The organism is Pseudomonas sp. A214 (assembly GCF_900156295.1).
GTDB lineage: Bacteria > Pseudomonadota > Gammaproteobacteria > Pseudomonadales > Pseudomonadaceae > Aquipseudomonas > Aquipseudomonas rhizophila.
In genome coordinates, this window is sequence record NZ_LT707062.1 from 3692451 (window position 1) to 3704582 (window position 12132).

The 12132-nt window shown below is 62.8% G+C and carries 15 protein-coding genes; 10 read left to right on the forward strand and 5 right to left on the reverse strand.

Going from position 1 to position 12132, the window contains the following annotated elements:
- Position 1: 1 nt before the first annotated feature.
- Genes BW979_RS16510 through BW979_RS27630 form a run of 3 tightly spaced genes read right to left on the reverse strand, consistent with a single transcriptional unit; the run spans position 2 to position 1063 of the window.
- Complete coding sequence (locus BW979_RS16510; RefSeq protein ID WP_047225840.1) at positions 2-202, reverse strand: hypothetical protein; 201 nt, start codon at positions 200-202, stop codon at positions 2-4.
- Positions 199-882, reverse strand: coding sequence for a Crp/Fnr family transcriptional regulator (locus BW979_RS16515; protein WP_047225841.1), 684 nt, complete (start codon positions 880-882; stop codon positions 199-201). The genes BW979_RS16510 and BW979_RS16515 overlap by 4 nt, the downstream gene beginning before the upstream one ends.
- Positions 883-919: 37 nt before the next feature.
- Positions 920-1063 (reverse strand): hypothetical protein, encoded by a 144-nt coding sequence (locus tag BW979_RS27630; protein ID WP_172833795.1) that lies wholly within the window; start codon positions 1061-1063, stop codon positions 920-922.
- A gap of 397 nt (positions 1064-1460) precedes the next feature.
- Here BW979_RS27630 and BW979_RS16520 point away from each other — a divergent pair, with 397 nt between their 5' ends.
- A complete protein-coding gene (locus BW979_RS16520; protein WP_047225842.1) occupies positions 1461-2651 on the forward strand; it encodes an NnrS family protein in 1191 nt (396 codons plus the stop codon).
- 13 nt (positions 2652-2664) lie between these two features.
- On the forward strand, positions 2665-3105 hold the full coding sequence (locus BW979_RS16525; RefSeq protein WP_047225843.1) for a membrane protein: 441 nt from the start codon (positions 2665-2667) through the stop codon (positions 3103-3105).
- Positions 3106-3244: 139 nt separating this feature from the next.
- On the opposite strand, the gene ytfE is transcribed toward BW979_RS16525, so the two are convergent.
- Positions 3245-3919 carry an iron-sulfur cluster repair protein YtfE gene (ytfE, locus tag BW979_RS16530; protein WP_047225844.1) on the reverse strand — a complete coding sequence of 225 codons (675 nt, stop codon included), beginning with the start codon at positions 3917-3919 and terminating at the stop codon, positions 3245-3247.
- Positions 3920-4078: 159 nt separating this feature from the next.
- On the opposite strand from ytfE, the gene norR reads away from it, so the two are divergent.
- The 8 genes from norR (at position 4079) to BW979_RS16570 (ending at position 11176) form a co-directional block, all read left to right on the forward strand.
- Positions 4079-5611, forward strand: coding sequence for a nitric oxide reductase transcriptional regulator NorR (gene norR, locus BW979_RS16535; RefSeq protein WP_047225845.1), 1533 nt, complete (start codon positions 4079-4081; stop codon positions 5609-5611).
- Positions 5612-5809: 198 nt separating this feature from the next.
- Positions 5810-6457, forward strand: a complete 648-nt coding sequence (pdxH, locus tag BW979_RS16540) for a pyridoxamine 5'-phosphate oxidase (RefSeq protein ID WP_047225881.1) — start codon at positions 5810-5812, stop codon at positions 6455-6457.
- 89 nt (positions 6458-6546) lie between these two features.
- Positions 6547-7101, forward strand: coding sequence for a molybdenum cofactor biosynthesis protein B (gene moaB, locus BW979_RS16545; protein WP_047225846.1), 555 nt, complete (start codon positions 6547-6549; stop codon positions 7099-7101).
- A complete protein-coding gene (locus BW979_RS16550; protein WP_047225847.1) occupies positions 7098-8345 on the forward strand; it encodes a molybdopterin molybdotransferase MoeA in 1248 nt (415 codons plus the stop codon). Before moaB ends, BW979_RS16550 begins: the two co-directional genes overlap by 4 nt.
- Positions 8346-8426: 81 nt before the next feature.
- Positions 8427-9422, forward strand: a complete 996-nt coding sequence (gene ubiU, locus BW979_RS16555) for a ubiquinone anaerobic biosynthesis protein UbiU (RefSeq protein ID WP_047225848.1) — start codon at positions 8427-8429, stop codon at positions 9420-9422.
- 10 nt (positions 9423-9432) lie between these two features.
- A complete protein-coding gene (locus BW979_RS16560; protein ID WP_047225849.1) occupies positions 9433-10323 on the forward strand; it encodes a U32 family peptidase in 891 nt (296 codons plus the stop codon).
- Positions 10317-10787 carry a ubiquinone anaerobic biosynthesis accessory factor UbiT gene (gene ubiT / locus BW979_RS16565; protein ID WP_047225850.1) on the forward strand — a complete coding sequence of 157 codons (471 nt, stop codon included), beginning with the start codon at positions 10317-10319 and terminating at the stop codon, positions 10785-10787. The genes BW979_RS16560 and ubiT overlap by 7 nt, the downstream gene beginning before the upstream one ends.
- On the forward strand, positions 10787-11176 hold the full coding sequence (locus tag BW979_RS16570) for a putative zinc-binding protein (RefSeq protein ID WP_076384509.1): 390 nt from the start codon (positions 10787-10789) through the stop codon (positions 11174-11176). The genes ubiT and BW979_RS16570 overlap by 1 nt, the downstream gene beginning before the upstream one ends.
- Positions 11177-11313: 137 nt before the next feature.
- Here BW979_RS16570 and BW979_RS16575 read toward each other — a convergent pair whose 3' ends face one another.
- A complete protein-coding gene (locus BW979_RS16575) occupies positions 11314-11991 on the reverse strand; it encodes a Crp/Fnr family transcriptional regulator (protein ID WP_047225852.1) in 678 nt (225 codons plus the stop codon).
- Between the last annotated feature and the right edge of the window lie 141 nt (positions 11992-12132).

Here is a 12132-nt window from a genome sequence, read left to right on the forward strand (position 1 = left end):
TTCAGGCGATGTCGCGGGGTAACCAGAAAAACATGACGACGCAGAATATCGTCAGACCGATACAGAACCAGGTGAAGCGTCGCAGGCGACGCTCGCCAGCCAGCGCCGCCTCGGCCGGCAGCGGCATGCCGCACTGGCGACATTCGCTTTGATTGGCGGGGTTGGTGTGTTGGCAATACAGGCAGGTGGGTTGTGCGCTCATTCGAAATGTTCCAGGCGCAGGCGATCGAGAATGGCGATCTGGCGACCGTCCTGGGTGATGATTTTTTCATCGATCAGCCGGCGGATGATCCGCGAGAAGGTTTCTGGCTGGATCGACAGGTGTCCGGCGATCAGTTGCTTGGCCATGGGCAGCTCGAACTGGCTGTCCACGGTTTGCAAGCGCACCAGTTGTGTCAGCAGGTAGCGCACCACGCGGTGGGTGGCGTTTTTCAGCGACAGGGTTTCAATCTCGTTGACCCGTTGGTGCAGGCGCACACAGAGCTTGCCGAGCAGGGCGAAGGTCAACCGGCTGTTACTTTGCAAAAGACGCATGTACGTGGCATTGGACAGGCGATACAGCTGGGTTGGCCCAACGGCCTCTGCGCAAGCGACGTAGTTCGGCGTGTCCATCAGCATCATGGCTTCAGCGAAGGTCTGGCGCTCGCCGATCACCTCGAAGACTTTTTCCTGGCCGTCCGGCGTCAACCGGTAGATTTTCACCGCGCCGGAGATCACGAAGTAAAACGCCTGCGCCGGTTCGCCTTGGCGGAACAGCGGTTCGCCCCTGTCGACATTCAGCAATTGGCTGGTACTCATCAGTTCGTCGAGCTGTTCTTCGTTCAACGGTTCGAACAGGTGATGACTGCGCAGAATCTGGTGATGAACACGGTGAAGCACCATGGCATGAGTCCTTGTATGGCAGGGAAATGAATCGGATTCAGACGAGGCTCAGGGACAGGCCGCTGGCCAGACCCACGACGCAAGAGAGCAGGACGAACCAGGCGAGTGGCAGCGCGACGTATTTCATGGATAACCCCGGCAAAAAAAAGTCTGTGCCCTGCCAGAGCAAGAGACGGGCCATGCCCGCAACCGTTGATTTGCGGGGCCGTACGGTGAGATGGGTATAAATGACCCTGTACTGTTAGGGTGATAATCACCATGACAGGGTTATATTTACCCGGTTGATGGCCATTTGTGGGAGCGAGCCTGCTCACGATGGCGGCTTATCAGTCAGCGGAGATATCGAGCTGACCGGCCTCATCGCCAGCAGGCTCGCCCCTTCAGGGGATAAACAGACGGTTTATTGAGTGGGGCGGTGCACCCTCGAACAGTTTCGGCAAGCCCCTTGCAAGTACCTGGGTGAGGCAGGCTGGCTTGATCTGAGACAAGGCCCGCCGGTGCCGATAGCTGATCATTCGAACCCTGATTGTTGACCCCTCACCGCTGGCCCGTCCCGCGCTGAGGTAAAGGAGTGGTGTATGCAAGTGCTTGACCGTCGCAAGGCCATGGCCATCCTGCCGTTGTGGCGGCTGGCGTTTCGGCCGTTTTTCCTGGCCGGGTGTGTGCTTGCATTGTTGGCCATACCGTTGTGGCTGGCGGCGTTTACTGGAAGGCTGTCGGCCTGGCAACCGGCCGGCGGCTGGTTGGCCTGGCACCGTCATGAACTGCTGTTCGGCTTCGGCCTGGCAATCATCGCCGGGTTCTTGTTGACGGCCGTGCAGACCTGGACAGGTACTCCGGGGCTTAGTGGCAAACGTCTGGCGGCGCTGGCGCTGTTATGGCTGGGCGCGCGACTGGCCTGGCTGGCAGATGCGCCCTGGCCATTGCTGACGGTGCTGGAGCTGGGTTTCGCCCTGGCGGTTGCGGCGTTGATGGGCATTACGTTGTGGCGCGTACGGCAGAAGCGCAATTACCCGATTGTGTTGGTCTTGCTGCTGTTGGCCGCCGCTGATGGGTTATCCGTGTACGGTCTGGTGCAACATGACGAAGGTTTGCAGCGCCAAAGTGTGCTCACGGGCCTGTGGCTGGTGGCGGCGATGATGGGGCTGATCGGCGGGCGGGTGATTCCTTTCTTCACCCAGCGCGGTCTGGGCCGGGTAGAAGGCGTTGCCCCCTGGCCGTGGCTCGATCGTCTGTTACTGGCGGGGTCGGCACTGGTGGCGCTGCTGTATGCCTTCGGCCCGGCGCTGTCGACCAGCCTCTGGGTCGGCCTGTTGTTCGCCGCGCTGGCGGTGGGGCACGGGGTGCGGCTGGTGCGTTGGCATGATCGGGATTTGTGGCGGGTGCCGCTGCTGTGGTCGCTGCACCTGGCCTACGCCTGGCTGGCGCTGGCTTGCCTGGGCATGGCGCTGTGGCATTTCGGCGTCGCGCTGAACCCGAGCCTGGCGGTGCACAGCTTGTCCATCGGCGCCATGGCCGGGTTGATCCTGGCGATGATCGCCCGCGTCAGCCTGGGCCATACCGGGCGAGCCCTGGAACCGCCGGCCGGCATGACCCTGGCGTTCGTCCTGCTGAACCTGGCATGCCTGAGCCGAGTGCTGCTGGTGCTGCTGTTCCCGTTGGCCGCGCTGTGGCTGGCGGGGCTGTGCTGGACCCTGGCATTCGGACTCTACGCCTGGCGTTATGGGCCGATGCTGTTGCAGGCCCGCGTGGATGGGCATCCAGGATGAGCCGAGGGGGTCGATGATGTATGGGGTTTTGCTGGTCACTCATCTATTGGCGGCTATCGCTTTTATCGGCACGTTGTTTTTCGAGGTTTTTATCTGGCATGCCGCCCGCAGGCCTTTGGCCCAAGGCGTCAAGGACGCCGCCGACCCGGCTATCGCCAAGCGTTCGCGGCAGGTGTTGCACGGGGTGGTGCTGGTGCTTTACAGCGCCGGCATCGCGCTGGCCTGGCAGCATCGCGGTGCATTGAGCCAACCGTTGAGCAACAGCTTCGGCCTGTTGCTGAGCCTGAAGATCCTCCTGGCCTTGAGCATCATCGGCCATTATTTGTGGCTGGCGTACTGGCTCAAGAGCGGGCGGCTGACCCCGGACCGCGCCTGCTGGCTGCGTCGCAGTATCCTGGGACACATGGTGCTGATTGTGGTGTTGGCCAAGGCGATGTTCTATTGGCAGTTTTGAGCAGGAATGAGAGCCACAAACGGCTGTGGGAGCAAAGCTTGCTCGTGATGGCGCAATGTCAGTCGGTATCAATGTTGACTGATCCAGCGCTATCGCGAGCAAGCTTTGCTCCCACAGGGGTAAGGGCAATGTTTGAGAGTCAGCGAACGGGTTTCATCGCATTGACGAACAACACATTGTTTTCCAGATGGATGTGCTGCATCAGGTCGTCACGAAACTCCACCAGCCCGCGATACAGGGCGCGCCAGGTGTTGCAGGCATCGGACGGCGGGGTGATCTGGTCGGTCAGGGCAAGCATAGTTTCCAGCGCTTCACCGTGCTGGTCGTGTTCGTAGCGCAGTACCTGGATGGGGGCCGAGGCCCGATCACCCAGGCCCTGTTGCAGCATCGGGAACAGCACCTGCTCCTCCTTGAGCATGTGGCCTTCGAGTTCCTGATACATGTCCTGCAAGTGATCGGCCAGGCCGACGGGGCAACTGGCCCGGGCGCCATGGACCATCTCGACGCGGCGGGCCAGACGGATCAATTCCGGCAGCTGTTCGCGGTGACGGGCGTGGTAGCGTTCCAGGATGTGGGCGATCAACAGCGCCTGGGGTTCGTCGCGCCAGTCATGACCCAGTTCCCCAGCGGCTTGCAGGGTGCGCAGGGCATCGGCGATCAGCAGTGGGTTCAGGCCCTTGCCCAGCGCTGCTTCGCGCAAGGATTTTTGCCCGCCACAACAGAAGTCGAGGTTGTAGTGATGAAAGGTACGGGTGGCACCGGGAATGTCGCAGGCCAATTGGCCGAGGCTTTGTTCCAGCAGATCGAGGCTCATCATGTTTCCTTGGGTTGAATCCCGGGAGGGACAGATGAGCGAACTTTGCAGCCGACGTGCCAGAATTAACTGCCTGAAAATTAACGGATAAATATTTACCAGGGTGATTCTCACCCTGGCTGCAAGGGGTCAAACGAACCCTGGAGGGTAATCACTACCATGCTGCGTGAAAGCCTGGCCGCCGACCTGATCGTCGAGTTGCCCAATGCCGTTCGATTGCAACGCCTGGTACAGACCCTGCGCGAATACTTCAACAGTGGCGCCGTAGGCTTGTTGCGCCTGGACGATGACAGCCTCAGGCCCGTCGCCACCGTAGGCCTGGTGCATGAAGCGCTCGGCCGTCGGTTCGTGATCGCCCAGCATCCGCGTCTGGCGGCGATCATGGCGTCGCGCGAACCTACCTGGTTTGAGCCCGACAGCCGCTTGCCCGACCCTTATGACGGCTTGCTCGATAACCACGTCGGCGAACCGCTGCCGGTGCACGACTGCATGGGCGTGAGCCTGTACGTGGAAGGGCGGCTCTGGGGCGCGATCACCCTGGATGCGCTGCATGCTGGCACCTTCGACAGCCGCGCAAGGGAAGAACTCAAACGGTGCACCTTGCAGATCGAAGCGGCGGTGCGGGTGACCCGGCTCGAGCAGGAAAACCGCAGCCTGCGCGCCTCGCGCAGTGATCTGCCGGATGTCCGTCGGCCGGCCGAGGAGGGCGAGATCCTTGGGCGCAGCGAGGTGCTGGATCAACTGCTCAACGAGCTGGACGTATTGGCCGACTCCGAACTGCCGGTGCTGCTGCTGGGAGAAACCGGTGTCGGCAAGGAGTTGTTTGCGCGTCGTTTGCATCGCTTGTCCCGGCGCAGTCACAAGCCGCTGGTGCAGGTCAATTGCGCAGCCTTGCCCGAGTCCCTGGCCGAAAGCGAACTGTTCGGCCACGTCAAAGGGGCATTCTCCGGCGCTACGACTGACCGCGCTGGGCGTTTCGACGCGGCCAATGGCGGCACGTTGTTTCTCGACGAGGTGGGTGAATTGCCGTTGAGCGTGCAGGCCAAGTTGCTGCGCACCCTGCAAAACGGCGAGATCCAGCGCCTGGGTGCTGACAAGCCGCTGCACGTCGATGTGCGGATCATCGCCGCCACCAACCGCCACCTGCCGGACAGCATTCGCGATGGGCTATTTCGCGCCGACCTGTATCACCGGCTCTCAGTCTACCCGGTGCCGATCCCGCCGTTGCGCGAACGCGGTAGCGATGTGCTGATGCTCGCCGGGCATTTCCTCGAGTTGAACCGCACGCGCCTGGGCTTGCGCGGCTTGCGCCTGTCACCGGCCGCTGAACAGGCGCTGCTGGCGTACTCCTGGCCGGGCAATGTGCGGGAGCTGGAGCACGTGATCAGTCGCGCGGCGTTGAAGCAACTCAGCCGCGGGGCCAGTCGCAGCCTGATCATGACCCTGGAGCCGCAGGTGCTGGACCTGGACGTCAGTGCCAGCGGATCCACGACCCACGCGACACTTGAACAGTCTCCAGAGGTCGCCGATGTACCGTTCCAGCCGCTGAATGAAGCTGTCGACACTTGCCAGCGCCAGGCGATCCTCAAGGCCCTGGAGCATTGCGGGCAGAACTGGGCCGGTGCGGCGCGGCTGCTGGAGGTCGACCCGAGCAACCTGCATAAACTGGCGCGGCGGTTGGGGCTCAAGTAGCCGGCGACCTATTAGACCGAGTCGTCTTCATCGCGAGCAGGCTCGCTCCCACAGGGAACTCCATAGGCCCAATGTGGGAGCGAGCCTGCTCGCGATGGCATCGGCACGTTCAACACAAGATCCGCCATTGACAACGATCAAGGCCTGCCCTCGCGACAGAACCCACACTGGAGCAAATCCATCGTGGAGATCATCGTCATGCCCCTTTCCCTGGCCAAAATGCGTCGTCAGTACACCCTGGACGGGTTGGATGAAGCCCAGGCACCGGACGATCCGATGGTTCTGTTCGGATTATGGATGCAACAAGCCCGCGACACCGAAAGCCCGCCGGTGGAAGCCAACAGCATGACCCTGGCGACCGTGGACGAGCAGGGCCGGCCGCACTGTCGGGTGCTGCTGCTCAAGGGGTTCAGCGATGAAGGTTTCACATTTTTCGGCAACTACGACAGTGGCAAGGGACGGGACCTGGCGATCAATCCGTGGGCGGCCATGACGTTTTTCTGGCCGGGGCTGGAACGGCAAGTGCGGGTTGAAGGGCAGGTCCACAAGCTCGATTCCGGGCTATCGGATGCCTATTTCATTTCCCGCCCCCTGGCCAGTCGTCTTGGTGCCTGGGCCTCGCCGCAAAGCCGTGAGCTGGAGGATCGGGCCGCCCTTGAGGCGTTGCTGACGCAGACCGAACGGCGGTTTATCAATCAGCCAGTGCCGCGTCCCGAACACTGGGGCGGCTACTGCCTGAGGCCTGAACGGCTGGAGTTCTGGCAAGGCCGCGCCGACCGTCTGCACGATCGCCTCGACTACCGCCTGCAAGAAGGCGCCTGGCAGCGTAGCCGACTGGCACCGTAAACGCCGAGGGAGGTACCTCTATCGGGGAATAGGCCCGGCCCCGATTGCGGTTCAGGCTGGGCCATCTTTTTTTTAAAGGACGGCTGACCATGGCCCATCTGACGCAACGCCACTTTCAACCGCTGAATATTGCGGTGCTGACCATCAGCGATACCCGTAGCTTCGAAACCGATACCTCCGGGCAAACCCTCGCCGATCTGCTGCAAACCGCCGGGCATGTGCTGATCGACCGTGGGCTGGTGAAGGACGATATCTACCAGATCCGCGCCCAGGTCTCGCAGTGGATCGCCGCCCCTGAAGTGCAAGTGGTGCTGATGACCGGCGGCACCGGTTTTACCCCCCGCGATAACACCCCCCAGGCGGTGCTGCCGCTGCTGGACAAGCAGGTGGACGGGTTCGGCGAACTGTTCCGGCAGGTGTCACTGGCAGAGATCGGCATGTCCAGCCTGCAATCACGGGCATTGGCGGGTATGAGCAACGGCGTATTGGTGTGCTGCCTGCCGGGTTCGCCGGGCGCGTGTCGCACCGGTTGGGAACAGATCCTGGTCGGTCAACTGGACAGCCGCACCGGCCCGTGCAACTTCACTCCCCATCTCAAGCCGCAGCCCGGCGTTGTCGTTGAGCCTTGCGGGACGCGCTCATGAGCAGCGGCGCGTGTGGCAGCGTCTGTGAGAGCGGCGCGCTGATGCCGGTGGATGAAGCCATCCGCTACCTGCTGGATCAGGCACCGCTGCCGCCTCCGGTGCAACGGGTGGCGCTGGACCAGGCCCTGGGCCGGGTGCTGGCGACAGACATCCGCAGCCCCATGAACTTGCCTGCGTGGGACAACAGCGCCATGGACGGTTATGCCCTGCGGGCCGCTGACCTGCCAGCCGCCGGAGGTTATCTGACCCTGGCCGGGCGCATTGCCGCCGGACAGGCATCCAATAATCCGCTGCAGCCCGGGCAGGCCGTACGGATTTTCACGGGCGCGCCGCTGCCGCCGGGGGCAGACACCGTGGTGCCCCAGGAAAGCTGTCGGGTAGCAGGTGAGCGGGTCTGGTTGCCACCGGTCAATGACGGCGACCATGTGCGCAAGGAAGGCGAGGAAGTGCGCCGAGGAGACCTGTTGCTTCGTGCCGGCAAGCGCTTGCGGGCCCAGGAGCTGGGGTTGCTGGCCGGTGCCGGGATTGCGCGAATGGAGGTCTATCGGCCGTTGCAGGTCGGTCTGCTCAGCAGCGGCGATGAACTGCGCGAACCGGGCGAAGCATTGGCGCCGGGGCAGATCTACAACAGCAATCGCCATAGCCTCGCGGCACTGCTGCGCGGCTGGGGCATGGAGGTGCATGACTACGGCGCCATGCCCGACAAGCTGCTCGCCAGTCGCCAGGCCTTGAGTCTGGCGGCGGCCGAGTGTGATGTGCTGCTGACCTCCGGCGGCGTTTCGGTGGGCGAGGAGGATCACCTCAAACAAGCCATCGAAGCGCTGGGCAGCGTTGACCTGTGGCGCCTGGCAATCCAGCCGGGCAAACCGCTGGCCTTTGGCGAAGTCGCCGGCAAACCCTGGATCGGTTTGCCAGGTAACCCATCGGCGGCGCTGATTACCGCATTGATTGTCGTGCGCCCGTTCCTGTTCCGGGCCCAAGGCATGGACGAAGTATTGCCTATCTCATTGCAGTTGCCGGCCGGGTTTGACTGGCCAAAGCCCAACCGGCGGCGGCAGTACCTGCGGGCGAAACTGGTCCCCGGTGCCGATGGTTCGCTGTGTGTCGAGCTGCATCCCCAGCAAAGTTCGGCCATGTTGGCTGCCGCATGCTGGGCCGACGGTCTGGCCGTGGTCGAGTGCCAGGCGCACGTGCGCATGCTCGACAAGGTGATGTACTTGCCGTTCGCGAGCCTGATGCATTAACGGCAATTGATTGTCGTCAAGGTCGCCGCCGATGAGCTGACTAGACTGGCGGCGCTCCGAGTTTTCTCATGAGGATGCCCCATGCAACTGGTTTGCCCGGCAGGGAATCTGCCTGCCCTCAAAGCGGCGGTGCGCCAAGGCGCCGATGCCGTCTATGTCGGCTTTCGCGATGACACCAACGCCCGGCATTTCGCCGGGCTGAACATGGACGACAAACAGTTCGACGCGGCGGTCGCGCACATCCGCCAGCACCAACGCAAACTCTATGTGGCGGTCAACACCTACCCACAACCCAAGGGCTGGGAGCGTTGGCAGCGCGCGGTGGATCGCGCCGCCGATCTGGGCGTCGACGCCCTGATCGCCGCCGACCCCGGGGTGCTCGGCTACGCCAGCCAGCGCCACCCACAACTGGCCCTGCATCTTTCGGTACAAGGTTCGGCGACCCATGCCGCGGCGCTGGCTTTTTACGCCGAGCGCTACGGCATTCGGCGTGCGGTGCTGCCACGGGTGCTGTCCCTGGCCCAGGTGCGGCAGGTAGCAGCAGCGAGCCCAGTGCCGATCGAAGTCTTCGGTTTCGGCAGCCTGTGCATCATGGCCGAGGGCCGTTGTCACTTGTCCTCTTACATCACCGGTGAGTCGCCGAACCTGTGCGGCGTGTGCTCACCGGCCAAGGCAGTGCGCTGGAGCGAAGACGCCGACGGCCTGAGCGCACGCTTGAGCGAGGTGCTGATCGATCGCTACACCCCTGACGAGCCGGCCGGTTACCCGACCCTGTGCAAGGGCCGCTTCCTGGTCGGCGGCAAGCGCTTCCATGCCCTGGAAGAACCCACCAGCCTCGACACCCTGGACCTGCTGCCGGAGCTGGCGGCCATCGGCGTCGAGGCAGTGAAGATCGAGGGCCGCCAGCGCAGCCCGGCCTACGTTGAACAAGTGACCCGGGTCTGGCGCGCCGCACTGGATGCCCACCGGGCTGCGCCGCAACGATTCCGGGTGCGGGAAGAATGGCGCCAGGTGTTGGCCGGTTTGTCGGAAGGCAGCCAGACCACCCTGGGCGCTTACCATCGATCATGGCAATGAGGGAGGCCAGATGAAACTCAGCCTGGGACCGGTCCTGTTTTACTGGGACAAAGCGCAACTGGGGAATTTCTACGCCGAGATGTCGGCCTTGCCGCTGGATGTGATTTACCTGGGGGAAACCGTGTGCTCAAAGCGCCGGGCATTCTCCCTGGATCAATGGCTGGGCCTGGGGCGCGAACTGCAAGCGTGCAGCCAGGCACAGATTGTGTTGTCGAGCCTGACGCTGATCGAAGCGGCCTCGGAGCTGTCGTCCTTGCGTCGGCTGTGTGACAACGGCCAATTGTTGGTGGAAGCCAATGACATGGGCGCGGTGCAGTTTCTCGCTGAACGCAAGTTGCCTTTCGTGGGCGGCCCGGCGTTGAACCTGTACAACGGCCATGCCCTGGGGCAATTGCTCGACAGCGGCATGATTCGCTGGGTACCACCTGTGGAATGCTCGGCGGCGCTGATCGGCGATGTGCTGGAGCAGGTGCGGGAAATGGAACGCGAGGTCCCCGAGGTGGAGATTTTTGCCTACGGCCACTTGCCCCTGGCTTATTCGGCACGCTGCTTCACCGCCCGGGCCGAAAACCGGCCCAAGGACGACTGTCAGTTCTGTTGCATCAACTATCCCGACGGCCTGGCGTTGAGCAGTCAGGAGGGCCAGCAACTGTTCACCCTCAATGGCATTCAGACGATGTCCGGTGAGGTGACCAATCTGTTGGCCGATTACCCCGCGCTGATGGCCAGTGGCGCCGACGTGCTGCGTCTGAGCCCGCGCGCCCAGGGCATGGCCGAGGTGGTCAGGTCCTTCGACAACGTTCGCCAGGGCGAGGCACCACCGCTGTTTGTGGCCGGTTGCAACGGCTATTGGCACGGTCATGCCGGTATGTTGAAAGTTGAGGAGGCGGGCCTGTGCTGAGTCGAAAAAAATGGTTGCTCAAAGGCGCTGACCGGGTGCTGCCGCTGGTGGGCAAGGTGCCGTTTGTCGTACAGCGCCTGGCGTTGCAGCAGGCGCTCAACCGTTGCCTGGCCGAGCCGCTGCGCGATGGCGGGTTCGAGGTGTTGCGCGGGCGTTGGCTATGCCTGCGGGTGCCGGACCTGAAGTTGTGCTGGTACCTGACGCTGTCGCGGGATGGACTGCGCATTGCCGAACAAGCCGAAGCCCAGGTCAGCATCAGCGGCAACTGGCGTGAATTTCTCTTGCTCGCCAGTCGGCAGGAAGATCCCGACACGTTGTTCTTCCGGCGACGCCTGGTGATTGAGGGCGACACCGAATTGGGGCTGGCGCTGAAGAACCTGATCGACAGCCTCGACCCGGAGGTCTTGCCGCCCTGGTTATGGCGCAATCTGGAACGGGCGGGCAAGGGATTGGCGGCGGCCTGATGAAAGCTCCAGGCTCACTGCCCCTGGTGTACTCCTGTTCCGGTTGTTCCAACGTGGCGCAACTGGCCAACACCGTCGCCCTGCGCCTGGACCGCGCCGGCCTGGCCGAGATGTCCTGCATCGTCGGGGTCGGCGGGCATGTGCCGGCACTGGTCAACAAAGCGCGCTCGGGGCGGCGGATCATCGCGCTGGACGGTTGTCCGTTGCAGTGCGTTCAGGCGTGTTTGCAGCAGCATGATCTGGAAGCGGATGTGCATGTGATTTTGAGCCAGTTGGGCTGGCGCAAGCGTTTCGGCGTCGATTGCACGCAAGAGGAGGGGGACGCGTTGTTTGAGCGGTTGATACCGATGATCGTTGAAAATGACACAGCAGATAGTGAGTCTGGCTGAGCCTGTGGCGAGGGGATTTATCCCCGCTGGACTGCGAAGCAGTCCCAATGCGCTGTGTCAGACAGTTTGAATAGGGGCCGCTTCGCGCCCCAGCGGGGATAAATCCCCTCGCCACAAGGGAATTGGGGCTGCGCGCGTTATTGCTGGTAAGCGTCCAGCTCATCTTCGGCCAGGATGCGAATGTTGCGCCGCTCCATGGCAATCAGGCCACCGTCTACCAGGCGATGGAGAATGCGCGAAAAAGTCTCTGGCTGGATTCCCAGCTTGGAGGCCACCAGGCGTTTGGACACCTGTAGCACCACCTGGCCGTCGCGCGGGTCGCGTTCCTGAAGCAGAAAGTTGATGACCCGCCGGCTGGCGCTGGCCAGGGTCAGGTTGTCGATGTCCTTGAGGCGCTGGTGCAAATGAATACTCATGCTCGCCAGGATCGCCAGGCAGACCTTCGGCTGGTCTTCCAGGGCCTTGCGGTAATGAGTGCCTTCGATACTCACCAGTACGCTGTCCTTGAGCGCCGACGCACTGACCGGGTAGCACCGGGCCTGGCTGAACAGCAGAGCCTCGGCGAAGGTCTGCCCGGGCTGGATGATTTCCACCAGGTTTTCCTGACCTTCACCGGTGACCCGGAACAGCTTGATCTGACCGCTGACCAGCAGGAAAAACCGCTTGGCCGGGTCGCCCTGGTGCATGAGCGTGCTGTTGCACTCCAGGCGTTTGAGCACGGCCAGGTTGCACACGTCTTCGAAGACCCGCTCCGGTAACTGGCTGAACAGGTGATGACGACGCAACAGTAAAACGATGGAAGGATGAGTCAGCATGGCGTACCTCCGCGTGCCGTCATGGTAGAACCCCACGCGCCCCCGGCCTATGCCTCCGCAGGCCTACCTCGGAAGAGGGAGGTGAGTCCCCGCTCAAACACAAACCTTGTGGGAGCGAGCCTGCTCGCGATAGCGGAGGGT

Coding starts and splice junctions, on each gene's coding strand:
- BW979_RS16510 (WP_047225840.1), bottom strand. CDS start 202: ATGAGCGCACAACCCACCTGCCTGTATTGCCAACACACCAACCCCGCC.
- BW979_RS16515 (WP_047225841.1), bottom strand. CDS start 882: ATGGTGCTTCACCGTGTTCATCACCAGATTCTGCGCAGTCATCACCTG.
- BW979_RS27630 (WP_172833795.1), bottom strand. CDS start 1,063: ATGGCCCGTCTCTTGCTCTGGCAGGGCACAGACTTTTTTTTGCCGGGG.
- BW979_RS16520 (WP_047225842.1), top strand. CDS start 1,461: ATGCAAGTGCTTGACCGTCGCAAGGCCATGGCCATCCTGCCGTTGTGG.
- BW979_RS16525 (WP_047225843.1), top strand. CDS start 2,665: ATGATGTATGGGGTTTTGCTGGTCACTCATCTATTGGCGGCTATCGCT.
- ytfE (WP_047225844.1), bottom strand. CDS start 3,919: ATGAGCCTCGATCTGCTGGAACAAAGCCTCGGCCAATTGGCCTGCGAC.
- norR (WP_047225845.1), top strand. CDS start 4,079: ATGCTGCGTGAAAGCCTGGCCGCCGACCTGATCGTCGAGTTGCCCAAT.
- pdxH (WP_047225881.1), top strand. CDS start 5,810: ATGCCCCTTTCCCTGGCCAAAATGCGTCGTCAGTACACCCTGGACGGG.
- moaB (WP_047225846.1), top strand. CDS start 6,547: ATGGCCCATCTGACGCAACGCCACTTTCAACCGCTGAATATTGCGGTG.
- BW979_RS16550 (WP_047225847.1), top strand. CDS start 7,098: ATGAGCAGCGGCGCGTGTGGCAGCGTCTGTGAGAGCGGCGCGCTGATG.
- ubiU (WP_047225848.1), top strand. CDS start 8,427: ATGCAACTGGTTTGCCCGGCAGGGAATCTGCCTGCCCTCAAAGCGGCG.
- BW979_RS16560 (WP_047225849.1), top strand. CDS start 9,433: ATGAAACTCAGCCTGGGACCGGTCCTGTTTTACTGGGACAAAGCGCAA.
- BW979_RS16570 (WP_076384509.1), top strand. CDS start 10,787: ATGAAAGCTCCAGGCTCACTGCCCCTGGTGTACTCCTGTTCCGGTTGT.
- BW979_RS16575 (WP_047225852.1), bottom strand. CDS start 11,991: ATGCTGACTCATCCTTCCATCGTTTTACTGTTGCGTCGTCATCACCTG.